The 24,145-nt window shown below is 67.9% G+C and carries 24 protein-coding genes; 14 read left to right on the forward strand and 10 right to left on the reverse strand.

The genetic code is table 11. The features are described from left to right. Positions 1-109: 109 nt before the first annotated feature. From ACUDP5_RS18945 to lpxK, 3 genes are read left to right on the forward strand one after another with little or no spacing between them, the layout of a single operon-like run. Positions 110-727, forward strand: coding sequence for a MotA/TolQ/ExbB proton channel family protein (locus tag ACUDP5_RS18945; RefSeq protein WP_263910983.1), 618 nt, complete (start codon positions 110-112; stop codon positions 725-727). Then, complete coding sequence (locus ACUDP5_RS18950; RefSeq protein ID WP_025135832.1) at positions 724-1,137, forward strand: ExbD/TolR family protein; 414 nt, start codon at positions 724-726, stop codon at positions 1,135-1,137. Before ACUDP5_RS18945 ends, ACUDP5_RS18950 begins: the two co-directional genes overlap by 4 nt. After that, positions 1,134-2,177: a tetraacyldisaccharide 4'-kinase gene (gene lpxK, locus ACUDP5_RS18955; RefSeq protein WP_445656887.1), complete on the forward strand. Its 1,044-nt coding sequence runs from the start codon at positions 1,134-1,136 to the stop codon at positions 2,175-2,177. Before ACUDP5_RS18950 ends, lpxK begins: the two co-directional genes overlap by 4 nt. Positions 2,178-2,193: 16 nt before the next feature. Here the strand turns inward: lpxK and ACUDP5_RS18960 are convergent, their stop codons facing one another. Further along, positions 2,194-4,419, reverse strand: coding sequence for an IgaA/UmoB family intracellular growth attenuator (locus ACUDP5_RS18960; RefSeq protein ID WP_445656888.1), 2,226 nt, complete (start codon positions 4,417-4,419; stop codon positions 2,194-2,196). Positions 4,420-4,597: 178 nt separating this feature from the next. Here ACUDP5_RS18960 and ACUDP5_RS18965 point away from each other — a divergent pair, with 178 nt between their 5' ends. The 7 genes from ACUDP5_RS18965 (at position 4,598) to rpsT (ending at position 10,669) form a co-directional block, all read left to right on the forward strand. Next, entirely contained in the window at positions 4,598-4,780 is a 183-nt protein-coding gene (locus ACUDP5_RS18965) for a Trm112 family protein (protein ID WP_006384001.1), read from the forward strand. 11 nt (positions 4,781-4,791) lie between these two features. After that, the gene (gene kdsB / locus ACUDP5_RS18970) at positions 4,792-5,556 is read left to right on the forward strand and encodes a 3-deoxy-manno-octulosonate cytidylyltransferase (protein WP_263910987.1); all 765 of its coding nucleotides are present in this window, start codon (positions 4,792-4,794) and stop codon (positions 5,554-5,556) included. A gap of 92 nt (positions 5,557-5,648) precedes the next feature. Next, positions 5,649-6,305 carry an adenylate kinase gene (gene adk / locus ACUDP5_RS18975; protein ID WP_263910989.1) on the forward strand — a complete coding sequence of 219 codons (657 nt, stop codon included), beginning with the start codon at positions 5,649-5,651 and terminating at the stop codon, positions 6,303-6,305. Between the two features lie 146 nt (positions 6,306-6,451). Then, on the forward strand, positions 6,452-7,210 hold the full coding sequence (locus ACUDP5_RS18980; RefSeq protein ID WP_175191903.1) for a 3-hydroxyacyl-CoA dehydrogenase: 759 nt from the start codon (positions 6,452-6,454) through the stop codon (positions 7,208-7,210). Positions 7,211-7,327: 117 nt separating this feature from the next. After that, positions 7,328-8,887 carry a murein biosynthesis integral membrane protein MurJ gene (murJ, locus tag ACUDP5_RS18985; RefSeq protein ID WP_263910991.1) on the forward strand — a complete coding sequence of 520 codons (1,560 nt, stop codon included), beginning with the start codon at positions 7,328-7,330 and terminating at the stop codon, positions 8,885-8,887. 195 nt (positions 8,888-9,082) lie between these two features. Beyond that, positions 9,083-10,069 (forward strand): FecR domain-containing protein, encoded by a 987-nt coding sequence (locus ACUDP5_RS18990; RefSeq protein WP_445656889.1) that lies wholly within the window; start codon positions 9,083-9,085, stop codon positions 10,067-10,069. A gap of 336 nt (positions 10,070-10,405) precedes the next feature. After that, the gene (gene rpsT / locus ACUDP5_RS18995) at positions 10,406-10,669 is read left to right on the forward strand and encodes a 30S ribosomal protein S20 (RefSeq protein WP_006396042.1); all 264 of its coding nucleotides are present in this window, start codon (positions 10,406-10,408) and stop codon (positions 10,667-10,669) included. Positions 10,670-10,821: 152 nt separating this feature from the next. Here the strand turns inward: rpsT and ACUDP5_RS19000 are convergent, their stop codons facing one another. After that, a complete protein-coding gene (locus ACUDP5_RS19000; protein ID WP_445656890.1) occupies positions 10,822-11,736 on the reverse strand; it encodes a LysR family transcriptional regulator in 915 nt (304 codons plus the stop codon). Between the two features lie 115 nt (positions 11,737-11,851). On the opposite strand from ACUDP5_RS19000, the gene lysA reads away from it, so the two are divergent. Next, on the forward strand, positions 11,852-13,084 hold the full coding sequence (gene lysA / locus ACUDP5_RS19005) for a diaminopimelate decarboxylase (RefSeq protein WP_445656891.1): 1,233 nt from the start codon (positions 11,852-11,854) through the stop codon (positions 13,082-13,084). 30 nt (positions 13,085-13,114) lie between these two features. Here lysA and garL read toward each other — a convergent pair whose 3' ends face one another. The 5 genes from garL to ACUDP5_RS19030 form a co-directional block, all read right to left on the reverse strand. Next, complete coding sequence (gene garL, locus ACUDP5_RS19010; protein WP_445656892.1) at positions 13,115-13,882, reverse strand: 2-dehydro-3-deoxyglucarate aldolase; 768 nt, start codon at positions 13,880-13,882, stop codon at positions 13,115-13,117. Between the two features lie 11 nt (positions 13,883-13,893). Further along, positions 13,894-14,895 (reverse strand): Bug family tripartite tricarboxylate transporter substrate binding protein, encoded by a 1,002-nt coding sequence (locus ACUDP5_RS19015; protein ID WP_263910998.1) that lies wholly within the window; start codon positions 14,893-14,895, stop codon positions 13,894-13,896. A gap of 124 nt (positions 14,896-15,019) precedes the next feature. Then, on the reverse strand, positions 15,020-16,042 hold the full coding sequence (locus ACUDP5_RS19020) for an Ldh family oxidoreductase (RefSeq protein WP_445659191.1): 1,023 nt from the start codon (positions 16,040-16,042) through the stop codon (positions 15,020-15,022). A 133-nt stretch (positions 16,043-16,175) separates the two neighbouring features. Further along, positions 16,176-16,889, reverse strand: coding sequence for a FadR/GntR family transcriptional regulator (locus ACUDP5_RS19025; RefSeq protein ID WP_263911217.1), 714 nt, complete (start codon positions 16,887-16,889; stop codon positions 16,176-16,178). 137 nt (positions 16,890-17,026) lie between these two features. Continuing rightward, positions 17,027-17,992 carry a dihydrodipicolinate synthase family protein gene (locus tag ACUDP5_RS19030; protein ID WP_263911001.1) on the reverse strand — a complete coding sequence of 322 codons (966 nt, stop codon included), beginning with the start codon at positions 17,990-17,992 and terminating at the stop codon, positions 17,027-17,029. 153 nt (positions 17,993-18,145) lie between these two features. On the opposite strand from ACUDP5_RS19030, the gene ACUDP5_RS19035 reads away from it, so the two are divergent. From ACUDP5_RS19035 to ACUDP5_RS19045, 3 genes are all read left to right on the forward strand, one after another. Continuing rightward, entirely contained in the window at positions 18,146-19,147 is a 1,002-nt protein-coding gene (locus ACUDP5_RS19035; protein WP_445656893.1) for a Bug family tripartite tricarboxylate transporter substrate binding protein, read from the forward strand. A 73-nt stretch (positions 19,148-19,220) separates the two neighbouring features. After that, a complete protein-coding gene (locus ACUDP5_RS19040) occupies positions 19,221-20,192 on the forward strand; it encodes a tripartite tricarboxylate transporter substrate binding protein (protein WP_263911005.1) in 972 nt (323 codons plus the stop codon). Between the two features lie 113 nt (positions 20,193-20,305). Then, complete coding sequence (locus tag ACUDP5_RS19045; protein ID WP_263911007.1) at positions 20,306-21,262, forward strand: 2-hydroxyacid dehydrogenase; 957 nt, start codon at positions 20,306-20,308, stop codon at positions 21,260-21,262. Positions 21,263-21,516: 254 nt separating this feature from the next. Here ACUDP5_RS19045 and ACUDP5_RS19050 read toward each other — a convergent pair whose 3' ends face one another. From ACUDP5_RS19050 to radA, 3 genes are all read right to left on the reverse strand, one after another. Then, a complete protein-coding gene (locus ACUDP5_RS19050) occupies positions 21,517-21,753 on the reverse strand; it encodes a hypothetical protein (protein ID WP_263911009.1) in 237 nt (78 codons plus the stop codon). A gap of 180 nt (positions 21,754-21,933) precedes the next feature. Next, complete coding sequence (locus ACUDP5_RS19055) at positions 21,934-22,713, reverse strand: sulfite exporter TauE/SafE family protein (protein ID WP_263911011.1); 780 nt, start codon at positions 22,711-22,713, stop codon at positions 21,934-21,936. A gap of 12 nt (positions 22,714-22,725) precedes the next feature. Next, positions 22,726-24,087, reverse strand: coding sequence for a DNA repair protein RadA (radA, locus tag ACUDP5_RS19060; RefSeq protein WP_183005111.1), 1,362 nt, complete (start codon positions 24,085-24,087; stop codon positions 22,726-22,728). Positions 24,088-24,145: the final 58 nt, after the last annotated feature.

Here is a 24,145-nt window from a genome sequence, read left to right on the forward strand (position 1 = left end):
GGCGGTCACCCACCCTTGCCACAACCCCGCCGCGCCGTTACAGTTTCGGCTTGATCAGATGCTGGACGAGGCCGTGCGCCCCGCCCCGGCGCACCTGGAGTTGACCGCTTTGCTTTCCATCTTGCGCGAGGCCGGCTGGCCGATCTGGCCCCTGCTGGCGACGTCCGTGCTGGGTCTTGCGCTGATATTCGAGCGCTTCCTGTCGCTGCGCCGCAGCCAGGTCCTGCCGCGCGGGCTGAACGAACAAGTGGCCGACATGCTGCGCAACCACCAGGACACCCCCGAGGCCCTGAACCGCCTGGAACGCAATTCCCCGCTGGGCCGGGTGCTGGCCGAGGTCATGCGCCACCGCCACCTGCCGCGCGAAGAACTGCGCAGCGTGGTCGAAGACACCGGCCGCGCGGTCGCCCACGATCTCAGCCGCTACATTCCCGCCATCGGCACCATTGCCGTGGTGGCCCCGCTGATGGGCCTGTTCGGCACCGTGGTCGGCATGATCGAAATCTTCGGTTCGTACACGCCCGGCGGCGGCGATCCCGCCCAACTGGCGCGCGGCATCTCCATCGCCCTGTACAACACCGGCTTCGGCATTCTCATCGCCATTCCCGCCATGATCGCCCACCGCTACCTGCGCGGCCGGGTCGACGGCTACCTGAACGCCATGGAACTGTCCGCCTCGCGGCTGGCGCGCGCCGTGGCGCCCGCCCCGCGCGAGGGGCGTTCATGAATTTCCGGGGTTCCCGGGGCGACCGCGACGAGCTGGACATCAACCTGATTCCGCTCATCGATGTCCTGCTGGTCATTCTCATCTTCCTGGCGGCAACCACCTCGTTCGCCCGCTTCACGCAGCTGAAAGTCACGCTGCCGCAAGCTTCCGCAGACCAGGAAACCCCGCCTGCGCTGGAGGTCGCGGTCAGCCAGGACGGCCGCTATGCGCTGAACGGCACGCTGATCGACGTCTCGACGCCGCCGGAAATCGCCGACGTGCTGCGCCAGGCCGCCGCCGGCAAACCCGAAGCGCTGGTGGTCATCAACGCTGACGCCCAGGCCACCCACCAGTCCGTGATCAACGTCATGGAAGCCGCCCGGCTGGCCGGCATCGCCCGCGTCAACTTCGCCGCCCAGACTGCCCGGTGAGCGCGCGCCCGTCCAAGGCCTCGCTGCTCGCCCGCCAATGGCAGCACGGCGGCTGGCTCTCCACCCTGCTCTTGCCGCTGTCCGCGCTGACCGCCCGCGTGGTGGCGGACAAGCGCGCGCGCTATCGCGACGGCCGTAAGCAGGCCTACCGCGCGCCGGTGCCCGTGGTGGTGATCGGCAACATCTATGTGGGCGGCACCGGCAAGACGCCGATGGTCATCGCCACCGTGCAAGGCCTGCGCGCCCGCGGCTACACGCCGGGCGTGGTCAGCCGCGGCTACGGCGTCAAGCTCGGCCCCGAGGCGCGCGTGGGACAAGGCGAACTGGCCGCGGCCGAATTCGGCGACGAGCCGGCCCTGCTCGCGCGCGCCACGGGCGCCCCGGTGTCGGTGCACCCGCGCCGCCCGCTGGCCGCCCAGGCGCTGTTGCGGGCCCACCCCGAGGTGGATGTGATTGTCTCGGACGACGGCCTGCAGCACCTGGCACTGGCGCGTGACATCGAAATCGTGGTGCAGGATGCCCGCGGCGTGGGCAATGGCCGGCTGCTGCCCGCCGGACCGCTGCGCGAGCCGGCCAGCCGGCTGCGCGAGGTGGACGCGGTCATCACCAATATCGGGCTGCCCGATGGCCGCCCCGCGGTCTCGTCCCGTGATCGCCCCCGCCAGGTCGCGATGTGGCTGGAACCCGGCGACGCCCGTCAGATCGAAGGCGGCGCGGTACGCCCGCTGGCCACCTTCGCCGGCCAGCCGGGCGTGGCGGCCGCGGCGGGCATCGGCAATCCTGAACGCTTCTTTTCGACCTTGCGGGCGCAGGGCATCACGCTTGACGCCACGATGCCGCTGCCCGACCACCACGATTATGCGGCATCGCCATTCCAGGCCCTGACGGCGCAGACGGTGCTGGTGACCTCCAAAGACGCGATCAAATGCGCCGCCTTGCACGACGCGCGCCTGTGGGAAGTGCCGGTGCAGGCCGGCTTTTCCGACCCGCAGTTGTTCGACTGGCTGGCGCAAGCGCTGCGCCAGCCCATCGCGTCCTAGGACCTGGCGCGCGGTTTCAGAAAAACGCCGGCTTGGCCGCGCTGCGGCGGCGGGCGTATTCCTCCAGATTGCGTCGACGCACACCGGCGGCGCGCCAACGCACCAGTGCCAGCGGCAGGTGCACGGCCACCAGCAGGACCGCCAGGACCAGCCACAGCACGCGCGCGGCCGCCGGCCAGGGGTCGGCCAGCGAACGCCAGGCATCGATGCCGATGACGGGCGCGCCCGACGCGTCGCGATCCACTGCCGTCACCAGGCCGACGACCTCGAACGGCATGGCGCCGTCGGCCGACATCATCGCCACCTGGCGCTGCCATGCCAGCAGCACGTCCGGCATCAACTCGCGCTCCAGCGGCTGCGGCAACTGCGCGTAGGGACCGGACCTGACTTGCAGCACGACGCCGCCGCGCTGGCGTTCCGTCAGGCTGCGTGCCGACTGGTCGATGGCGGCCTGCACCACGGGCTGCATGGTGGACTTGGCCAGGTTGCGCATGCGCTCGGCGTGACGCGTCAGGAATACACCCTCGTCCGCGTTGCCCTGCCGCTTGAAGGCGCCATCGCGCGCCAGCGTGAACAGTTCGAGCCAGTTGGCGGGTTCGTCGCGGGTCAGCATCAGCGTGTCGGCCATTTCGGCCTTCATGCGGTCGCAGTCGGCGATCGCCTGGCCGGTCGCAGCCTCGCAGGCCTGTTCGATGGTGAGTACGGTATTGGTGAGCCGGGTCACCGTCAGCGCCGACACGTTGCGCGCGTTGTAGGCGGCCAGCGGATTGCCCGCCATGCTGTTGTAGATCTGGCTGCGCACCAGCATGTCCATCATGGGATTGGGCCGCGTCTTGAGAAAGGCGCCCGAATACAGTTGCAGCACCGCCGGGTCCAGGCGCAGTTCATCGGCCGACGCGGCATCCCCCTGCCAGCGCAGGCGTTCGCAATCGAACTGCAACACGTCCGGCCGGTAGTCGTCGGGCCGGAACTGGCACCGGCCCTGGCCGCGCAACGACACCATGTCGCCGACGGCCGGCAGGTCCTGCGCCAGGGCGGCGGCCGACGCATAGGCGCGCGGCTCGGCGCCGCGCAGCCAGGCGGCCGTCTGGGCGATATCGCCTTGCAGGCTGCCGCCCGGGGTGGACAGCAACATGGCCAACGCCACGCCGCCCAGCAGGCCGGCGAGCGTCAGCGTCACGTGCCGGCCCCAGAACACCGGCGGATACAGGCGCTGCTCTTCATCCACCGAATAATGGCTGCCCAGGCGCAGCACCGCGTAATCCTCGACCCGCAGGTCCAGGTCCACCCGCCCGTCGTCGGGCAGTTCCAGATTGGCGCGCCAGTGGTCCGGCAGCGTGACCGGCAGCTTGTCGCCCAGGAACAGTTGCGTCGATACCGCTTGCGCATTGGCCGGGTTGGTCAGCACGATGGCATTGAGCTCGCCGCGCGCGCGGTTGACCTTCTGCGGCGCCCCCGGCGACCGGCGGCGCCAGGTCAGCCACAACGCCAGCAAGGCCGGCGCAGCCGCGGCGGCCAGCCAGGGCGTGCCGCCGCCCACCCCGGCAATACCGAGGCAGACGAACGTGACGACCCACCACAGCGCCGGCCAGAAGCCGATGCCGGGCGGGCAGCGCTGGGCGATCTCGGCTGGCGTCTCGTCGCGCTGGCTCAGGATCTCGACCCGCATCGCGTCCGCGAACTCGCGTTCGGCCTCGGCATCGGGCCCCGCCACATCGGCATCGACCACGTCCTGCAATGCGCCCAGCTTGCCGCCGGCCCACTGCTGGTTCTGCTTCTGGCGGCGGACATCGCGCTCGCGGCCGCCCGCCAGGTCGAATTCGCCGTTCAGGGCCACCACGATGGCGAACTTCTCCGTCATCACGACTTCGGCCTGATTGTCTTCACGCAGGTAATCGCGGGCGTCGTACGGCAGCACTACGTCCACGCCCCCCAGCGTGTCGTGCAGCGTCGCCGTCCCCTGGCCGCTCTCCAGCCCATGGCGCACGAAGGCGCCGCGCAGGGGGAACACCCCGTCGCCAAGCAACTGGGCGGTTTTCTTGGGATTTGCCGGGTGAACCAGGAACGGCTGCACCAGCGCCTGTTCCTCGGCGCTGAGACGGCGCAGAGGCTGCCCTTCTTGCTTGAGTTCGCGCAGTGCGCTCTTGTTGTCGCTGCGGCGAACCATATAGGTAATGCCGCTGATGACCGACCAGATCAGGATGATGAGGAACAATCCGATCCGAAGGGTGTTGGAATCCATCGCTAGCCTCTTTCTAAGAATCGCCGCGGATCATAGCCATGATCCGTCCCGAAATAGGTAGCGCCCGCGTCAAAACATGACAATAATTAACAAGCTACGCAATCAAGGCTGTTTTTTGCGCGCCGCCGAACGGCCCGTCACGGGCTGGCGGCACCCAAACTGTTTTAGAATCCCGGTCATGGAATCCCGCCTTCTCGACATTCTCGTCTGCCCCCTGTGCAAGGGCCGCCTCGAACACGACCGGACCCAGGCCGAACTGGTCTGCCGCGCCGACCGCCTGGCGTTCCCGCTGCGCGACGGCATTCCCGTCATGCTTGAATCCGAGGCGCGCTCGCTGGACGACGCCCCCGCATCTTCCTGATCCGCCCTCCCGTGAGCTTCATCGCCCTGATCCCGGCGCGGACCGCCTCGACCCGCCTGCCCGACAAGCCGCTGGCCGACATCGCCGGCAAGCCGATGGTGGTGCGTACGGCCGAGCGCGCCGCGCAGTCCGGCGCCTCGCAGGTGTATATCGCCACGGACGACGCGCGCGTGCAGGCTGCCGCCCAGGCCCATGGCCTGCAAGCGCTGATGACCCGCGCCGACCACCCCACCGGCACCGACCGGCTGGCCGAAGCGGTCGAACAGCTCGGCCTGCCCGACGACGCGGTGGTGGTGAACGTGCAGGGCGACGAACCGCTCATCGAACCCGACCTCATCGACGCCGTCGCGGCCCGCCTGATTGCCAGCCCCGAGGCCGACATCGCCACCTGCGCCAGCCCGCTGGCTGACGCCCAGGCGCTGTTCAATCCCAATGTCGTGAAGCTGGTGTGCGCGGCCGATGGCCGCGCCCTGTATTTTTCGCGTGCGCCGATCCCCTGGGCGCGCGACGCGCTGGCCGGCGGCGAACGCGTGCTGGCCGACGGCCTGCCCGCCTGGCACCACATCGGCCTGTATGCCTACCGTGTGTCGTTCCTGCGCCGCTACCCGACCCTGCCGCAAGGCGCGCTGGAACGGTTCGAGTCGCTGGAGCAACTGCGCGCCATGGAACATGGCCACGTCATCGTCGTCCATCGGGCGTCGCACCCTCCGGCCGCCGGCGTAGATACCCCGGCCGATCTGGAACGCGTTCGATTGATCTATAGCAAACGGATATAAGGGTTATTTCGCATGGCGCAGCTCCGCATAGGCTGCTGCGTTGCGGCATAATCGCTCGGACCACAAAAATTAAACCCCATTCAGGAGCACTCATGCGTCTCATCTTGCTCGGACCTCCCGGCGCCGGCAAAGGCACTCAGGCCGCGTTTCTCACCCAGCACTTCGGCATTCCCCAGATTTCCACCGGCGACATGCTGCGCGCAGCGGTCAAGGCCGGCACGCCCCTGGGCATTGAAGCCAAGAAGGTCATGGACGCGGGCGGCCTGGTCTCGGATGAGATCATCATCGGCCTCGTGCAAGACCGCCTGAAGCAGCCCGACTGCGCCAACGGCTATCTGTTCGACGGTTTCCCCCGCACCATCCCGCAGGCCGACGCGCTCAAAAGCGCCGGCGTCAAGCTGGACTACGTGGTGGAAATCGAAGTCCCCGAAGAAGACATCATCGAACGCATGAGCGGGCGCCGCGTGCACCAGCCCAGCGGCCGCAGCTACCACGTGCGCTTCAACCCGCCCAAGGTCGAAGGCAAGGACGACGTCACTGGCGAAGACCTGATCCAGCGCGACGATGACCGCGAGGACACCGTGCGCAACCGCCTGAACGTCTACCGCCAGCAGACCCGTCCGCTGGTCGACTACTACTCGTCGTGGGCGCAGCAGCACCCCGCCGACGCGCCGAAGTATCGCAAGATCTCGGGCGTGGGCGCCGTCGACGAAATCAAGTCGCGCCTGTTCGAAGCCGTCAAGAGCTGACCGGCGCTTTGATGGCACAGGGCCTTCGGCGCCGGCCGGACGCAAAGCGTCCCGGCGCGGTCCCGAAGGCCCTGTCGCATCCGGCGCCCGTCGCGTCTTTTCGTTCCCCCGTTTTCATCCCTTGAATTTGATCTGGTGGTAGAGACATGGAAATCGCAAACAAGGTATTCATCGTGACAGGCGGCGCATCCGGCCTGGGCGCCGGCACCGTGCGCATGCTGGTGGCCAACGGCGCCAAGGTCGTCATCGCCGACCTGCAGGACGGTCCCGGCGAGGAACTGGCCAAGGAGCTGGGCCAGCGCTACGTGCATTGCGACGTGACGCAAGAGGCCGACGGCCAGCGCGCCGTGGCCGCGGCGAAAGAACTGGGCACCCTGTTCGGCCTGATCAACTGCGCCGGCGTGGCGCCTGCCGCCAAGATCGTCGGCAAGAACGGCGCGCACCCGCTGGACCTGTTCCAGAAGGTCGTGTCGATCAACCTGATCGGCAGCTTCAACATGATGCGCCTGGCCGCCGAGGCCATGAGCGCCAATACGCCCGAGCCGACTGGCGAGCGCGGCGTCATGATCAATACGGCGTCGGTTGCCGCTTTCGACGGCCAGATCGGCCAGGCGGCCTACGCCGCGTCCAAGGCCGGCGTGGCCGGCATGACCCTGCCGATCGCCCGCGACCTGGCCAAGACCGGCATCCGCTGCATGACCATCGCCCCGGGCATCTTCGGCACGCCGATGATCTTCGGCATGCCCCAGGAAGTGCAGGATTCCCTGGCCGCCAGCATCCCCTTCCCCGCCCGTTTGGGCCGCCCGGAAGACTATGCCAAGCTGGTTCAGAGCATCATCACCAATGACATGCTCAACGGCGAGACGATTCGCCTGGACGGCGCCATCCGGATGCCTCCGAAATAGTGCCCCCACGCTTCGCCCTCTCCGAGGGCTCTCTGCCCCCCAAGGGGGCTTTTTTCCCTTGGGGCGGCCCGGCGGGAAAAAGCCTTCTTATCGGGACAGCTTTTTTGTAGCAATCCCATGAGCCTGTTCCGTTCGGCGGCCACCGTCAGCAGCTTTACGCTGCTGTCGCGCATTTCCGGCCTGATCCGCGACATCCTGGTGGCCCGCGCTTTTGGCGCCGGGCCCATCACGGATGCCTTCTGGGTCGCTTTCCGCATTCCCAACCTGCTGCGGCGGCTGTTCGCCGAAGGCGCGTTCGCCCAGGCGTTCGTGCCGATCCTGGGCCATGCCCGCAACAGTCGGTCCGAAGACGAGGTCCGCACGCTGCTTGACCGGGTCGCGTTGCTGCTGACGGCGGCACTGATGGCGATCACGCTGATCGGCATCATCGCCGCGCCCTGGGTGGTGTCCGCCATGGCCAGCGGCCTGCGCGGAGCCGCCCGCGATACGGAATTCGGCGCGGCCGTCTGGATGACGCGGATGATGTTCCCCTACATCTTCTGCATGTCGCTCATTGCCTTCGCCTCGGGCGTGCTCAACACCTGGCGCCGCTTTGCCGTGCCGGCCTTCACGCCCGTGCTGCTGAACCTGTCCATGATCGCCGCCTGCATCTGGCTGGCGCCGCGCATGGACGTGCCGGTGTACGCGCTGGCCATCGGCGTCATGATCGGCGGCGTGGCCCAACTGGCCGTGCAGTGGGTGGCGCTGGCGCGGCTTGGCATGACGCCGCGCTTTTCGCTGCGCTTTCGCCAGGCCTGGGCCGACCCCACGGTGCAGCGCATCCTCAAGCAGATGGCGCCCGCCACGCTGGGCGTGTCGGTGGCACAGATCTCGCTGCTCATCAACACCAACATCGCCACCTGGCTGACGCCGGGCAGCGTCACCTGGCTGTCGTTCGCCGACCGCCTGATGGAATTCCCCACTGCGCTGCTGGGCGTCGCGCTGGGCACCGTGCTGCTGCCCAGCCTGTCCGCAGCGCACGCCCGCGACGACCACGGCGGCTACAGCGCGCTGCTGGACTGGGGCCTGCGGCTGGTGCTGCTGTTCGGCCTGCCGGCCGCGGTGGGCATGGCGCTGCTGTCCGATGGCCTGGTGGCCACGCTGTTCCACTACGGCGCCTTTTCGGCGCAGGACGTGCTGCAGACCCGCCTGGCCGTGATTTCCTACTCCGCCGGCCTGATCGGCCTGTTGGCCGTCAAGATCCTGGCGCCAGGCTTCTATGCCAAGCAGGACATTCGCACCCCCGTGAAGATCGCCATCGGCGTGCTGGTCCTGACGCAATTGATGAACCTGGCGCTGGTGCCGTTGATGGCCCATGCGGGCCTGGCGCTGGCGATCGGCCTGGGTGCCTGCCTGAACGCGCTGGCGCTCCTGATCGGCCTGCGCCGCCGCGGGGTTTACCAGCCCACGCCCGGCTGGGGCCGTTTCGCGCTGCGGCTGGTGCCCGCCCTGGCCGGGCTTGCCGCGCTGCTCGTCTACGCCGATGGCCGTATTGACTGGATCGGGCTGCAGGCCCATTCGGGCCAGCGCGCCCTGTGGCTGGCAGGCGTGCTGGTCGCCTGCAGCGCGGTGTACTTCGGTCTGTTGTTACTGTTTGGGTTCCGTCCCCGAGACTTTGGACGACGCCCGGCGAAGTAATTCCTCGTCTAAACGACCCATCCTCCTTAAAAAGCCGGCTTTCGCCGGCTTTTTTTACTTTCAAGCCGTCAAGAATTGACAATAACCCGGTAATCTTTGGTAAAAAACCTTTATTATTTACAAATTGCCATCGAAAGGATTCCCGCCCGGCAACAAGGGCAGGGAGATGAAGTGACGTACGCCCAAGGACACCCCATGGCGGACCAAGTGATCAATTGGTTGCTGCTGCTGCGCTCAGGTAAAGCGACAGCGCAGGACTACAACGATTTCCTGGCGTGGCGAGCAGCCGACCCTTTGCATGAGAATGCCTGGCAACAATTGACGGGCACGCTGGCAGGGTCGAATTTTGGCCGGTTGGGCGATGCCTATCCGGCCGGCTATGCCACGACGGCGACCCAGCCGCCGATTCCGCCTTCGCCCCCCTCCGCCGCCGCGGCCTCCGCCGACGTCGTCGTGCCGCCACGCCGCCGATTCCTGGCCGGCTCGCTGGCGCTCGCCAGTGCCGGCGCCTGTGCCGCGTACGTGGGCAACGCGTTTTATCCGCTGAACAATGTCGCGGCCGACGCCGCTACCGCCACCGGCGAACGCCGCCGCTACATCCTGTCCGACGGCAGCCAACTGCTGCTGGATGCCCGCAGCCGCGTCAACCTGGATTTCACGCCCGCCTATCGCCAGGTGCGCCTGCTGGATGGCGCCGTGACCGTTTCCGTCGCCCCTGACGCCCGCCGCCCCTTCCTGGTCCAGACCGCCGAAGGCACGGTGCGCGCGCTGGGCACCCGCTACATGGTGCGCCAGCAGGCCCAGCGCACGGTGGTGGTGGTGCATGAACACGAAGTGGTAGTGGAAACCATGGCCGGCGCCCACGGCATCGTGCGCGCCGGGACGGGTGCGCGCTTTGACGCGTCGCGTATCGACACCCCGCGCGCCGAACTGATGGCCGAGGCCGCCTGGGAAGCCGGCTGGGTCGACGCCCGCGGCCGCCCGCTGGCCGAGGTGGTCGCGGCCTTGCGCCCCTACCGCAGCGGCACCCTGCGCGTGTCCATGGCCGCCGGCGGCCTGCCGGTGTCCGGCCACTTTCCGCTGGACGACACCGACGCCGCGCTGAGCGCATTGCAGGACATGATGCCCATCCATGTCCGCCGTTATACGCCCTGGTTCGTCTCGATCAACGTCGCGACCTGACCACGCCCGCTGACGCGGGCCTGTAACGAAAGGCCACTTCGTTGTATACTGAGCACCGTGTTTTTATCCAGTAGGCGCAATAAGGCTTGACTCGGAAACTCGGGGCGCAACCCGGCAAGGATTTTCCCCGACAGTGAACGGGTATCCAGCCAGCGGGCCAGCCAGGGGTTTTCAGCCAGGGTTCTCCAACCCCGGTTCAGCCTCAGGGGTTCCCCCCCGCAGCGCCCCCCGCCCGGTTGACGGGCGCTCCATCGGCAGACGTGGCATTTAAAGCTTGCAATCCCCCAGGGACTTGCTAAAATGTTCGACTTTGCCGAATTCAACTTATATAGCAACATGGCCAATACCGCCCAAGCCCGCAAGCGCGCTCGCCAATCCGTTGAGCGCAACAAGCACAATTCCAGCCTGCGCTCGATGCTGCGCACCGCCATCAAGCGCGTTCGCCAATCCATCGCCGCCGGCGACAAGGCTGCGGCTGGCGAAGTGTTCCAGAAGGCGTCGAGCGTGATCGATCGCGTGGCTGACAAGAACATCATCCACAAGAACAAGGCCGCTCGCCACAAGAGCCGCCTGGCTGCCGCCATCAAGGCGCTGGCCTAAGCCATTCTGCCGCCCTGCTTAGCGGGGCGTCATGAATACGGCAAATGAAGAAGGATGCCCCAGGGCATCCTTTTTTGTTGCCTGCGCGCGGCAAGTCTGCGCAGGGTTGCCTGCACATTGTGGCTTGACCGGGGCGGCCTGCACTGATCCGCTCAATCGCCTCGCATGGCCAACCGGGTGCGGATCTGCGTGGCCTCGTCGCGCAATGAGGCGGTAAAGGCATCCACCAGCGGATTCTTGGGGCGGTGTTCCGGAAACACCAGGTTCACCCGGAACGGAAACGAACGCCGCAGCGGCCGGATGTGCAGGCCGCGGCCAATGAAATCCAGCGCGGTCAGCGGGTTGACGATGGCCAGGCCCAGGCCCTGGCGTACGAAGGTGCACACCGACACCGCCGTGGGCGTTTCGATGATGGCGCGCCGCAGGATGCCCTGCGCCGCAAAGGCCTCGTCGATCTGGATACGGTAAGGGTCGCTGGACGACAGGCTGATGAACGGCTGACCCGCGAAATCGGCCAGTTCCAGCGCCTGCCGCGCCAACAGCGGATGGCCGTCGGGCAGCACGCAGACTTCGTCCACTTCGATCAGCAGTTCCAGCCGCGTGCCGGCGGGTTCGAGCTCGTGCTCGGTCAGCCCCAGGTCGTAGCGCTGGGCGGTCAGCCATTCTTCGAGAAAAGGGGATTCCTGCGCTTCCAGCGACAGGCTCACGCCCGGATGGCTGTCGCGAAAGCGCCGGAAGGCCCCGGGCAAGAGGGAATGCGAGAACGCCGGCAAGGCGATCACCGCCAGTTGCCCGTCCTGGAAGGACCGCAGGCGCGCCGCCGCGGACGCCACGCGTTCCAGGCCGGCATAGGACTGGCGGATTTCGTCGTACAGCGCCAGCGCGGGCATCGTGGGGCGCAGCCGCCCCCGAATGCGTTCGAACAGCGCGAAGCCGATGCTTTGTTCCATGCGCGCCAGTTCCCGGCTGACGGTCGGCTGCGAGGTGAACAGCAGGTCGGCAGCCTTGGTGACGCTGCCGGCGATCATCAGGGCGCGGAAGACTTCGATATGGCGGTGGGTGAGCATGGCGAACCCATATCAGGAATGAATCGATCTTGAATATCTAAGCATTTTACTGGATGACCTGAATGGGGCATGATGCCCGCCTGATTCTTCCCCCGAATACAAGGTCTGCCCCAGAATGGCTTTCGATCCGCGCCAACTCACCGAACTTGCCGCCCAGTACAGCACCCCGCTGTGGGTCTACGATGCCGCCGTCATCCGCGAACGCATCGCCCAGCTGCGCCGCTTCGATGTCATCCGCTACGCCCAGAAGGCCTGCTCCAACCTGCACATCCTGCGCCTGATGCGCGCCGAGGGCGTGATGGTGGACGCGGTGTCGCTGGGCGAGATCGAACGCAGCCTGGCCGCCGGCTATCAGCCCGAAGGCGAGCCTGCCGGCGTGGTGTTCACGGCCGACCTGATCGACCACGCCACCCTGGCCACGGTCATCAAGCACGGCATCACCGTCAATGCCGGTTCGCTCGACATGCTCGAGCGCGTGGGCCAGGCGGCGCCGGGCCATCGGGTCTGGCTGCGCATCAACCCGGGCTTCGGCCACGGCCACAGCAACAAGACCAATACCGGCGGCCCGCAAAGCAAGCATGGCATCTGGATCGACGACGTCGCACAAGCCGTCGCCATCGTGCGCCGCCATGGCCTGAAGCTGGTGGGCATCCACATGCACATCGGCTCGGGCGTGGACTACGGCCACCTGTCCAGCGTGTGCGATGCGATGGTGGACGTGGTGGCCTCGCTGGACCACGACATCGAAGCCATCTCGGCCGGCGGCGGCCTGTCGATTCCCTACCGCGACGGCGAGCCGCGCATCGACTGCGATCACTACTTCGATCAATGGGATGCGGCGCGCAAGCGTATCGAGCAGCGCCTGGGCCATGAGGTTCGCCTGGAGATCGAGCCGGGCCGCTTCCTGGTGGCCGAAGCCGGCGTGCTGGTGGCCGAGGTGCACGCCATCAACCGCCGCCCCGGGCGCGACTTCGCGCTGGTGGACGCTGGGTTCAACGACCTGATGCGCCCCGCCATGTACGGCAGCTACCACCGCATCTCGGTGCATGCGCCGGACGGCAGCGCGCCCCAGGGTGCGGCCGAGACGCGCATCGCCGTGGCCGGCCCGCTGTGCGAGTCGGGCGACGTGTTCACGCAGGATGCGGGCGGTGTCGTGTCCGACCAGGCCTTGCCGCAGCCGCGCATCGGCGACTTCATGGTGTTCCATAACGCCGGGGCCTACGGCTCGTCGATGTCTTCGAACTACAACAGCCGCCCGCTGGCCGCCGAAGTGCTGCTGGACAAGAACGAAGCGCGCCTGATCCGCCGCCGCCAGACGGTGGCCGATCTGCTGGCGCTGGAAGACTGAAACCCGCGCCCAGGCGCCCCGCAGGCATTTTCAGGTGGGAAACGCTTCGCGCAACGCGAAGGTGGCCTGCTTGAAGACGCCCAGGTCGGTACCCACCGCGACGAAGTGCATGCCCATGTCCAGGTAGCGGCGCGCGTCGGCCTGCACCGGCGCCAGGATGCCCACGGCCTTGCCCTGCGCGCTGACGCGCTGGTACAGGTGGCGGATGGCGTCCTGCACTTCCGGGTGGCCGGGGTTGCCCAGATGGCCCAGCGCGGCGGCCAGGTCCGACGGGCCGATGAAGACGCCATCCATGCCTTCGACCGCGGCGATCTCGTCGACCGCCTCGATGCCCGCGCGGCTTTCTATCTGCAGCAGCACGCAGATATTGTCGTTGATGGTCTTGAGGTAATCGGGCACGGTGCCGTAGCGGTTGCTGCGCTGCATGCCCGCCACGCCGCGAATGCCTTGCGGCGGATAGCGCGTGGCGGCCACGGCGCGGTGCGCGTCGTCTTCGGACTCGATGAAGGGAATCAGCAGGTTGTAGAAGCCGATGTCGAGCAGGCGCTTGATCTCGACCGGATCGTTCCAGGTGGGCCGGCCGATGGCGGCGCTGGCGCTGCCCTGCAGGGCCTGCAACTGCTGCAGGAACATCGGCACGGTGTTGGGCGAATGCTCGCCATCCAGCAGCAGCCAATCGAAGTCGGCCAGACCGGCTACCTCGGCGGTGATGTGGCTGGACATGCACATCCAGAAGCCGATCAGGCGCTCGCGGGCCAGGATGCGTTGGCGAAAGCGGTTGGGCAAGGGTGAAGTCATGAGTGCGGTCCTTAGTCCATGCGGGCGCCGGAGGCCTTGGCCGCCGCGCCCCATTTGGTGATTTCGGATTGGACGAAGGCCGAGAAGGCCTTCGGGTCGTCGCCCACCACCACGAAGCCTACGCTTTCCAGCTTCTGCCGGATATCCGGTGAAGCCAGGGCCTTGACGGTGGCCTGGTGCAGGCGCTGGATCACGGCAGGCGGCGTCTTGGCCGGCGCCGACAGGCCGAACCACGATTCGGCGGCGAAGCCCGGATAGCCCGATTCCGCCACGGTGGGCGTATCCGGATAGGCGGGATTGCGCTGCGCGCTGGCCACCGCCAGCGCCCGCAGCTTGCCGGCCTTGACCTGCGGCAGCAGGGAATCCTGGTTCAGGAACATCACGGACACGCGGCCGCCGATCATGTCGGTGATGGCCGCGGCGCCGCCCTTGTAGGGCACGTGCACGAGATCGATGTGGGCGGCCTGCTTGAGCATTTCCATGGCGAGGTGGCCCGACGAGCCGTTGCCCGAACTGGCATGGGTGTACTTGCCGGGGTTGGCGCGCACCAGCTTGATGAAGTCGGCAACGTTGGTGGCCGGGAAATCCATGTTGGCCACCAACACGTTGGGGCCGGTGGCCAGCAGCGAGATGTGCGCGAAGTCGCTGTCGCGGTACGGCATGTTCTGGTAGAGCGCGTAGCTGATGGCGTTGGACCCCACGCCGGACAGCAGCAGCGTGTAGCCATCGGGCTCGGCCTTGGCGACCCCGTCGGAACCGATGTTGCCGTTGGCGCCGCCCTTGTTTTCGACGATGACGCTCTGGCCCAGTTCCTTGGACAGCTCGGCGGCCAGCAGGCGCCCGACGGCGTCGGTGCTGCCGCCTGCCGGGAACGGCACGACCAGCTTGACCGTCCGGGTCGGCCACTTGTCGGACTGCGCCCACAGGGCGGCCGGGCACAGCGCGACGAGGGCGCTCGCCGCCAGCGCAGCCAGCCCCAGGCGCCGGCGACCCGGCGAAGTGTTCTCTTGCATGGTTTGTCTCCTTGTCGTGTTTTTCTAATACATGCCGCCCGGTGTCCGGGTCGGTGGGGGCCTCGCGCGCTACGGCTGGCGCAACGTGCGAAGAAAAAGCATCGCGAGCCAGGCCGCGTCCGGCTCAGTCCAGCAGATAGGGCGCGCCCGCGCGTTGGCAGAGTTCGCGCAGGCGCGTGGCCAGCGCGGCCGCAATGGGAATGCCGTGGACGCGGCGACGTTCGCGCTCGGCGGTTTCCGGCTCGCCCGCCACCAGCACCGGCTCGTCGGGGTGCGCGGGCGGCGTGTCGTGCAGGGTGTCGATCAGGTCGTCCATGTCGGATTCGAACGACCCGGCGGCGCGGAAGGCATCGGGGTTGAGCGCCAGGAAGAAGTGGCCCACGTCGTCGGGTTCGCCCGGGCGCCGCGTGACGTTGCGACGCGCGGCCAGGGCGCTGCCGCTCAGGGTGCCGCCCAGGATCTGCGCCATCATGGCCAGGCCGTAGCCCTTGTGGCTGCTCATGGCCGCGGTGCCGCCCAAAGGCGTCAGGCCGCCCTCGGGCCGCTTGAAGATGAACTGCATGGCGCTGTCGGCCGCGGTGACCGGCTCGCCCTGCCCGTCGACCGCCCACCCCGCGGGCAGCGGCTTGCCCACGAAGTCGTAGACCTTGACCTTGTTGGCAGCGACGGTGGTGGTGGCCATGTCGAGCACGAAGGGCTCGTTGCTGGCGGCGGGTGCGCCGAACGCAATGGGGTTGGTGCCCAGCATGGGCATGGCGCCGCGCGTGGGCACCATGATGACGCCGTTGGCGCTGCTGGTCACCAGCCCCACCACGCCACGTTCGACCGCGATGCGCGCGTACACGCCGGCCGCGCCGAAGTGGTGCGAGTTGCAGACCGACACGGCGCCCACGCCGTGTTCCAGCGCCTTGTCCACGGCCAGGTTCATGGCCTGTGCCGACACCGGATAGCCCAGTCCGCCCATGCCGTCGAGCAATGCGCTGGCGCCGCCGTCGCGCACCAGCCGCGGCCGCGCGTCCAGCTTGAGCGAACCCGCGCGCCATTTTTCTTCATAGGCCGGCAACATCGAGATGCCGTGCGAGTCGATGCCGAGCAGATCGGTTTCGGCCATCAGGCCGGCGGTGACGGCCGCAAGGTCGGGCGCCATGCCCCAGGCCTGCAAGACCACCAGAATCTGTTCCCGCACCTGCCCCGCCGATGCCGCCGTGATTGCCGAACCCTTGCCTTGCACGCGAAGTCTCCTGTGATCTGTGGGGTGAGCCGGTCCGGTGTGCGGCGGGTCAATCGCGTTCGCGGTCGACCAGCCGGTGGCGAGCCTGGCCCAGGTGGAATTGCATGGCGACCCGGGCGCGCTCGCCGTCCTGGGCGCGGATGGCCTCGAGGATGGTGGCGTGTTCGTCCAGCACGCGCTGGGCGCGCTGGCGCGAGCCGGTGCGGGTCAGGTTGAGCGTGAGGCGCATGAAGCCGTTGATGGATTCATGGATGCTTTCCAGCACGCCCAGGTAGAAGTCGTTGCCGGTGGCCTCGGTGATGCTGGCATGGAACGCCAGGTCCATTTCGGCGGAGACCTCGCCGCGCGCCAGGCTGTCGGCGAACGCGGCGTGGGCGGCTTCGATCTTTTGCAGTTGCTCGTCGGTGCGGCGCAGCGCGGCCAGGCGGGCAGCGTCGCCTTCCAGGGCCACGCGCAATTCCTGCGCGCGCAGGTAGGCGCCCACGTTCTGCACGTCGCTGAAGGCGGTCAGGCGCGGTGCCGGCTGGTGGCTGACGAAGGTGCCCAGGCCCTGGTGCGCGGTAATGAGCCCGTCGGCGCGCAGGCGCAGCAGCGCTTCGCGCACCACTGGCCGCGAAACGCCGAAGCGCTCGGTGATTTCGTTTTCGGACGGCAGCTTGTCGCCGACATTGAGCTTGCCCGAGACGATCTGCTCGAAGATCTGGCCGTAGAGCTGGTCGGCCAGGCGCACGCGGTGACCCCGTTCGAGCACCAGCGCGCCCATGGCGTCCGGCTCGGCAGACGCCTGCGGCGCGGCGGGGGGTGATGCTTTGGGTCGGGCCACGAAACCTCCTGGAACTGGGCGCAATGACAAAAGCGGTCATCGTACCGTCAATGCCACATGCGCCGCCATGGCGCGGCTTACGCCGCGGCTGTCTTCCTGTCCGAGATATTGCCGGCGACGTCGGCCGCCTCGCGATCCCAGGCCGCCAAGGCCCGCGCCACCGGCGCCACGCGTTCGCGTTCGGCGCTGGAAATGCCGGTCAGGAGCGGCAGCATCGGACCCATGTCGGCCACGCCGGACAGCGTCACCGCGTCATGCAGCACGCGGATCGGGCTGATGCCGTCACGGCAGTCTTCCAGGCCCAGGTAGTGCTGGCGCACCGACTCGGCTTCGTCGTAGCGGCCCGCGGCCAGCAGGTGCAGCAGGCGCATCGACCCGCGCGGCGCCACGCAGACCGAACCGGACGTGAAACTCTTCAAGCCGAAATCGCGGTAATGGACGATGGCCGGGCGCTCGCCGATGCCGCTGACCACGCGGTTCGAATCCACCGCCTGCAGCAGCGCGGTCAGGTAGGCGTCACGCGCCGGGTCCTCACGCACCACGGCGTATTTGAAGGCCACGATGCGCCCTTCCTCGACCAGCCGCGCGGCGGTGGCCGGCGCCAGGTAGTCGGCCGACTTGATGTAGACCACGGCCGGCTTGGCCAACGCGTCGGTGAAGCGGCGCACGCCGTCGGCCAGGCCCGCATCGGTATAGGGAAACGACATCGGCAGCAGCATGGCCGTGGGAAAGGCGCGGCTGCGCAGGAGGCCGGCCTGGTCCATCATCTTGCCGAAGTCGGGGCCGACGGACGGCAGGATCCAGGTGTCCGGGCCCGCCAGCGCGGCCAGCATGTCCACGATGCGCGCGTATTCGCCCACGCCCACGTTGTAGAAATTGGCGTTGCCGCCGTACATCACATTGCGCACGCCGCCGGCCTCCAGGTGCCGCAACAAGGCCTGGTTGGCGGCCTCGTTCAAGGACAGGTCGGCATGGCGCGCCAGGGGCGGCACGGCGATGACGGAGCGCTGCAGATCCTGGACAGTGACCGGGGACGTTTTCATGGCGGGAAAGCTCCTGGCGGATCCCGTCGCCGGAATCCAGTTGTCAAATAAGTAAGGTGAAAAAAGTATACTTGGTTGACAAGTAAATGCTCAATACCTATATTCGTTTCACAAACGATGCGCGGCCACGCGCACACCAAGGAGACGAATTCCATGCATGCAGTCCCTGAGCGAGGCCGCCTGGCCCTTGCCGCCTGTCTGGCCGCGGCCGCCTTCCTGATACCGGCCGCGTCGGCCCACGCGGACTACCCCGAACGCGACGTCAGAATCATCGTGCCCTTCCCGGCCGGCGGCACCGCCGACATCGCCGCGCGCGTGGTGGCGGCGGAATTGGGCAAGTCCTGGGGCCGCGCGGTGGTGGTGGACAACAAGGCGGGCGCCGGCGGCAACGTCGGTTCCGGCGAGGCGGCCCGCGCCACGCCCGATGGCTACACGCTCCTGATGGGCACCGTCAGCACCCATGCCATCAACCAGTCCGTCTATGCCAAGCTGCCCTACGACCCGGTCAAGGACTTCCAGCCCGTCACCCTGGTGATCCCGGTGCCCAATGTGCTGGAACTGAACCCCGGCTTCGCCGACAAGCACGGCATCCGCAGCGTGGCCGACCTGATCAAGTACCTGAAGGCCAACCCCGGCAGCGTCAACATGGCCTCCACCGGCAACGGGACGTCCACGCACCTGTCCGGCGAGCTGTTCCAGACCATGACGGGCACGCGCATGACGCACGTGCCGTACAAGGGCAGCAGCCCGGCGCTGACCGACGTGATGGCCGGCTCGGCCGACCTGATCTTCGACAACCTGCCCTCGTCGATGGGCTTCATCAAGGGCGGCAAGCTGCGGCCGCTGGCGGTCACCACCGCCACGCGTTCGCCCGCGCTGCCCGATGTGCCGACGCTGGCCGAGGCCGGGGTGCCCGGCTATGAGGCGTCCAGCTGGTTCGGCCTGCTGGCCCCGGCGGGCACGCCGCCGCAGATCGTCGACAAGATCCAGCGCGACGTCGCCGCGGCCCTGCAACAGGAGCCGGTGCGCGCCCAGTTGCAGGCCCAGGGCGCCACGCCGTCCGGCAACACCCCCGCCCAGTTCACCCGGTTCATGGCGCAAGAGACCGTCAAGTGGGCCGAGGTGGTGAAGCAATCAGGCGCCAAGGTCGACTGACCCGCGCCGGTCCGGACCCGGCCGCCACGCGTGGGCGACGGGTTCTTCATCATCACGCGAACCAGGAGACAACATGAACAAACCCCTATGCGCGGTGGCGCTGGCCGCGGCCGCGCTGCTTGCCGGACCGGCGGCGCAGGCGGCCGGCTACCCCACCAAGCCCGTCACGATGATCGTGCCTTTCGTGCCCGGCGGCTCGTCCGACATCACGGCGCGCAGCGTCACGCCTGGCCTGTCCAAGGCGCTGGGCCAGACCTTCGTGGTCGAGAACAAGCCGGGCGCCAACAGCGCCATCGGCGCGCAGGCGCTGGCCCGCGCTACGCCGGATGGCTACACCATGATGGTCGGGTCGATCGGCACCTTCGCCATCAACGAGGCGCTGTACAAGAACCTGTCCTACAACCCCAGCAAGGACTTCGACTACCTGACGCAGGCGGTGCGCAACCCCAACGTGCTGGTGGCCTCGGCCGACTTCCCGGCCAGCACGGTGGCCGAACTGGTGGCCTACGCCAACAAGAACCCGGGCAAGCTGTCGTATGCGTCGTCGGGCACGGGATCGTCGGACCACCTTTCGGCGGTGCTGTTCCGCCAGCGCACCCAGACCACCGGCGTGGACGTGCCCTACCGCGGCGGCGGCGCGGCCATCGCCGACCTCATCGGCGGCCAGGTCAACGTGTCGTTCCAGAATCTGGGCGCGGTGCAGAACCACATCAAGGCCGGCAAGCTCAAGGCCCTGGCAATTACCGGCGATGCCCGCGCGCCGGACCTGCCCGACGTGCCAACGCTGGCCGAGGCCGGGATCAAGGACATGGTGGTGTATTCGTGGCAGGGCTTTGCCGTGCCCAAGGGCACGCCGCCGGCCGTGGTGCAGCAACTGACCCAGGCGCTGCAGGCCGCGCTGCGCGATCCGCAGACCGAGAAGACGCTGCAGGGCCTGGGCTTCGAGGTCGTGGCCAACACGCCGCAGCAGTTCACCGCCTTCCAGCAGGCCGAGGTCAAGCGCTGGAAAGAGGTGATCCAGAAGGCCAATATCCAGCTGGAATGACGCTAAGCGCGCCCGGCGCGGCCGGCATGCGCCGCGCCGGGCGTCCCGCTCTCAGCCGGATTCCAGGCAGGATCAAGTAGCATGAACGTTTTGCCACCCTCCCGTACGACAACATGACCACCAAGCATCGCATCATCCAGGTCGGCTCGCTGGCCGGCTCGCCCTCCGCGAACCAGCGCCTTGCGCAGCGCTACGACGTCATCGAACTGTGGAAACAGCCGGACCGCAAGGCCGCGCTGGCCGAGCTGGGCAAGGGCGTGACCGCCGTCGTCACGTCGGCCAACTTCGGCGCCAACGCCGAACTCATCAACGCGCTGCCCGACCTGAAGGCCATCTGCAGCTGGGGTGTGGGCTACGAGACCATCGACGTGGCCGCGGCGCACCAGCGCGGCGTGCAGGTCAGCAACACGCCGGACGTGTTGACCGATTGCGTGGCGGACCTGGCCTGGGGCCTCTTGATCGCCGGTGCGCGCCGCATGGGCCAGGGCGAACGCTTCGTGCGCGCCGGCCAATGGGGCCAGGTGCACGGCAGCATTCCGCTGGGCCAGCGCGTCAGCGGCAAGAAGCTCGGCATCGTCGGCCTGGGCCGCATCGGCGAGGCCATCGCCCGCCGCGGCATCGGCTTTGACATGCAGGTGCGCTATCACAACCGCAAGAAGCGCGACGATATCGACTACGGCTACGAAGCCTCGCTGACCGACCTGGCAGCCTGGGCCGACTTCCTGATCGTGGCCACCGTGGGCGGCCCCAGCACGCGCCACCTGGTCAACCGCGAAGTGCTCGAAGCCCTGGGCCCCAAGGGCATCATCGTCAACATCGCACGCGGCCCGGTCATCGACGAGGCCGCGTTGGTGGCCGCGCTGGAAGCCGGCAAGCTCGGCTGCGCGGCGCTGGACGTGTTCGAACACGAACCCAAGGTGCCCGACGCGCTGATCAAGAGCGACCAGGCCGTGCTGCTGCCGCACATCGGCAGCGCCACGCTGGAAACGCGCCAGTCGATGGAAGACCTGATGCTGGAAAACCTGCAGGCCTACTTCGATACCGGCCGCGTGATCACGCCGGTGGAGTGATGCGGGTGGCGGGCGTCATCGCCTGCCCCACATACCCGACAGGGCCCGCGCGATGCGCGGCGCCCAAACGAAAAAGCCTCTCGGTGCCCATACCGAGAGGCTTTCGGCTTTCAGGCCCGGGGGCCATCCGCCGTTTGCAAAGGAACTTGGACCTTGCGGCCCGGTAATGCGGTACTGCGATTGAAGATTCACTGCGGTTAGAGATTTACTGCGGTTGAAGATTTACTGCGAACTACGGTTACTGAGGTACTGCCTTACTTCGCGGGCGCCATGGCACCCGATGCATCCGTCTTGGCAGCGCCCGCCTTGGGCGCCGCCGGCTTGGCGGAGGTCTTGTCGGCCTTGTGCTGCTTGTGCTGCGCGTGGGTCTTGGTATCGCCCGCCTTGGTCGTGGCATCGGCGCCCGCCGCGAACGCCGAAGGCGCGGCAGCAAGGCCAAGGCACAAGGCCGAGGTAGACAAGAACGCAGCGATACGGGAGTGTGTCGTCATTGCATGAACTCCTGATGGTATCGGCCCGAAGGCCTTTCCTACTCGGGGCGGCAACATCGCCGCATGACCCGTACTCCGTTGGAACCCGCCCCCGGCCGAAGGTTCAGCGCGGAACAGGAAATTTTCCGGCGCTAACGCTTCGTCATGAGATGGTGACAAACGCGCAGCGCGCGCCCGCCCTCAGCTTTCAAATGCCAGCAGCGCCACGGTGGCGAACAGCATGGCGGCAAAGCAGGCTCTCAGCTTGCGTTCAGGCAGCCGATAGGCCAGCCGCACGCCCACCGGCACGAACAAGAGGCTGCCGGCAGCCAGCGGCAGGCCCACCAGCCAGGCGGCCTGCCCGGCCCAGGAATAGGTGACCAGCGCCACCGCGGACCCGGGTATCACCATGCACAGGGCCAGCGCCTGGGCGGTGGTCTGCGGCAGGCGAAAGACCGAGGTGATGATGGGCACGGCCAGCACCGCGCCGCCCACGCCGAAAAAACCGCCCAGCGTGCCGCACAGCACGCCCAGCACACTGGCGCGGCGCGGCGTGAACACCGGCGCCGTGCGGCCCGCGGCGGGCTTGGGCGAGCGCGCGGCCACGCCCGCCCGCCAGGTCTGCCAGGCGTAGAACAGCGCGATGAAAAACAGAAACACCGCGAAGCTCAGGCGCAGCGTGCTGGAATCGATGCCCAGCGCCAGCCGGGCCCCGACCCAGGTGAACACTACCGCGCCCCCGGCCCCGGCCAGCGCCACGCGCCGGTCGATGCGGGTCTGCTGGTTGTATTTGCGCACGGCCATCATGATGGTGGGCAACACCATGATCAGGGCGGTGCCCTGCGCCAGCTGTTGCGACATGCCCATCAGCAGCACCAGCGCGGGGATGGCGATCATGCCCCCGCCGATGCCCAGCACGCCGCCCATGAAGCCGATAAGGCACCCCGCACCCAGGCACAGGGCGATAAGCCACAGACTCACGTCAAGCTCCTGTCAGCGCAGTTTGTCCAGCGCGGCATCCAGGCGGTCGACCGCCCAGATCTCGAGCCCTTCGATAGGCTGGCGCGGCGCATTGGCCTTGGGAATGAGGGCAATGGAAAAACCCAGCTTGGCGGCTTCGCGCAGGCGTTCCTGGCCGCGCGGCGCCGGACGGATCTCGCCGGCCAGGCCGACTTCGCCGAAGGCGATCAGGCCGCGGGGCAGCGGCCGGTCGCGCAGCGATGACATGATGGCCAGCAACACCGGCAGGTCGGCCGCGGGTTCGGTGATGCGCACCCCGCCCACGGCATTGACGAAGACGTCCTGGTCGAAGGTGGAGACGCCCGCGTGGCGATGCAGCACCGCCAGCAGCATGGCCAGGCGGTTGCCTTCCAGGCCGACGGTCAGGCGGCGGGGATTGGGCGCGTGGGAACTGTCGACCAGCGCCTGGATCTCGACCAGCAGCGGGCGCGTGCCCTCTTGCGTGGCCATGACGCACGAACCGGCCACCTGCTGCTCGTGCTGCGACAGGAACAGGGCCGACGGGTTGGCCACGCCGCGCAGGCCGCGGTCGGTCATGGCGAAGACACCCAGTTCGTTGACGGCGCCGAAACGGTTCTTGAAGGCGCGCACCAGGCGGAAGGACGAATGCGTGTCGCCCTCGAAGTAGAGCACGGTGTCGACGATGTGTTCGAGCACGCGCGGCCCGGCCAGCGCCCCGTCTTTGGTGACGTGGCCGATCATGACGATGGCGATGCCCGTCTGCTTGGCCAGCCGCGTGAGCTGCGCGGCGCATTCGCGCACCTGCGACACGGACCCCGGCGCGGCGGTGAGTTCGCCGCTGTACAGGGTCTGGATCGAGTCGATCACGGCCACGGTGGGCTTTTGCTCGGATACCGCCGCCTGGATGGCTTCAAGGCGGATTTCCGCCAGCAGGTTGATATTGCCGGTCTGCAGGCCCAGCCGGCGCGCGCGCAGCGCCACCTGCTCGGCGGATTCTTCGCCGGTGACATACAGCACGTTGGTGGTTTCAGACAGCGAGGCCAGGGCTTGCAGCAGCAAGGTGGATTTGCCGATGCCCGGGTCGCCGCCGATCAGCACCACGGCGCCGGCCACCAGGCCGCCGCCCAGCACGCGGTCGAATTCTTCCAGCCCGGTAGGCTGGCGAGGGGTTTCGCGGGCCTCGATCTCGGACAGGCTGCGCACCGGGCTGCTGGAAGCCAGCGGCGCGTAGCGGTGCGCGGCGGCGGCGGGCGCCGACGATTCCACGGTTTCTTCGAGGGTGTTCCAGGCATTGCAGTGCGGACACTTGCCTTGCCACTTGGGGGTCGTGCCGCCGCATTCGGCGCACACGTAGACGGTTCGGGATTTGGCCATGGGCGAAAGTGTACCGGCAAGCCCGCCTCGTCGGCCTGCGCGTGCGCGCGTTTGCGAC

The organism is Achromobacter sp. NCFB-sbj8-Ac1-l, from assembly GCF_052695805.1.

Bases quoted from the DNA above. Each gene is read 5' to 3' on its own strand.
- ACUDP5_RS19015 (WP_263910998.1), bottom strand. From the start codon at position 14,895: ATGCAAGAGAACACTTCGCCGGGTCGCCGGCGCCTGGGGCTGGCTGCG.
- ACUDP5_RS19040 (WP_263911005.1), top strand. From the start codon at position 19,221: ATGAACAAACCCCTATGCGCGGTGGCGCTGGCCGCGGCCGCGCTGCTT.
- garL (WP_445656892.1), bottom strand. From the start codon at position 13,882: ATGACTTCACCCTTGCCCAACCGCTTTCGCCAACGCATCCTGGCCCGC.
- ACUDP5_RS19045 (WP_263911007.1), top strand. From the start codon at position 20,306: ATGACCACCAAGCATCGCATCATCCAGGTCGGCTCGCTGGCCGGCTCG.
- ACUDP5_RS19000 (WP_445656890.1), bottom strand. From the start codon at position 11,736: ATGCTCACCCACCGCCATATCGAAGTCTTCCGCGCCCTGATGATCGCC.
- ACUDP5_RS18980 (WP_175191903.1), top strand. From the start codon at position 6,452: ATGGAAATCGCAAACAAGGTATTCATCGTGACAGGCGGCGCATCCGGC.
- murJ (WP_263910991.1), top strand. From the start codon at position 7,328: ATGAGCCTGTTCCGTTCGGCGGCCACCGTCAGCAGCTTTACGCTGCTG.
- ACUDP5_RS19035 (WP_445656893.1), top strand. From the start codon at position 18,146: ATGCATGCAGTCCCTGAGCGAGGCCGCCTGGCCCTTGCCGCCTGTCTG.
- radA (WP_183005111.1), bottom strand. From the start codon at position 24,087: ATGGCCAAATCCCGAACCGTCTACGTGTGCGCCGAATGCGGCGGCACG.
- ACUDP5_RS19030 (WP_263911001.1), bottom strand. From the start codon at position 17,992: ATGAAAACGTCCCCGGTCACTGTCCAGGATCTGCAGCGCTCCGTCATC.
- rpsT (WP_006396042.1), top strand. From the start codon at position 10,406: ATGGCCAATACCGCCCAAGCCCGCAAGCGCGCTCGCCAATCCGTTGAG.
- ACUDP5_RS18950 (WP_025135832.1), top strand. From the start codon at position 724: ATGAATTTCCGGGGTTCCCGGGGCGACCGCGACGAGCTGGACATCAAC.
- ACUDP5_RS19025 (WP_263911217.1), bottom strand. From the start codon at position 16,889: ATGGGCGCGCTGGTGCTCGAACGGGGTCACCGCGTGCGCCTGGCCGAC.
- adk (WP_263910989.1), top strand. From the start codon at position 5,649: ATGCGTCTCATCTTGCTCGGACCTCCCGGCGCCGGCAAAGGCACTCAG.
- ACUDP5_RS18965 (WP_006384001.1), top strand. From the start codon at position 4,598: ATGGAATCCCGCCTTCTCGACATTCTCGTCTGCCCCCTGTGCAAGGGC.
- ACUDP5_RS18960 (WP_445656888.1), bottom strand. From the start codon at position 4,419: ATGGATTCCAACACCCTTCGGATCGGATTGTTCCTCATCATCCTGATC.
- ACUDP5_RS19050 (WP_263911009.1), bottom strand. From the start codon at position 21,753: ATGACGACACACTCCCGTATCGCTGCGTTCTTGTCTACCTCGGCCTTG.
- ACUDP5_RS18990 (WP_445656889.1), top strand. From the start codon at position 9,083: ATGGCGGACCAAGTGATCAATTGGTTGCTGCTGCTGCGCTCAGGTAAA.
- ACUDP5_RS19020 (WP_445659191.1), bottom strand. From the start codon at position 16,042: ATGGCGCCCGACCTTGCGGCCGTCACCGCCGGCCTGATGGCCGAAACC.
- lysA (WP_445656891.1), top strand. From the start codon at position 11,852: ATGGCTTTCGATCCGCGCCAACTCACCGAACTTGCCGCCCAGTACAGC.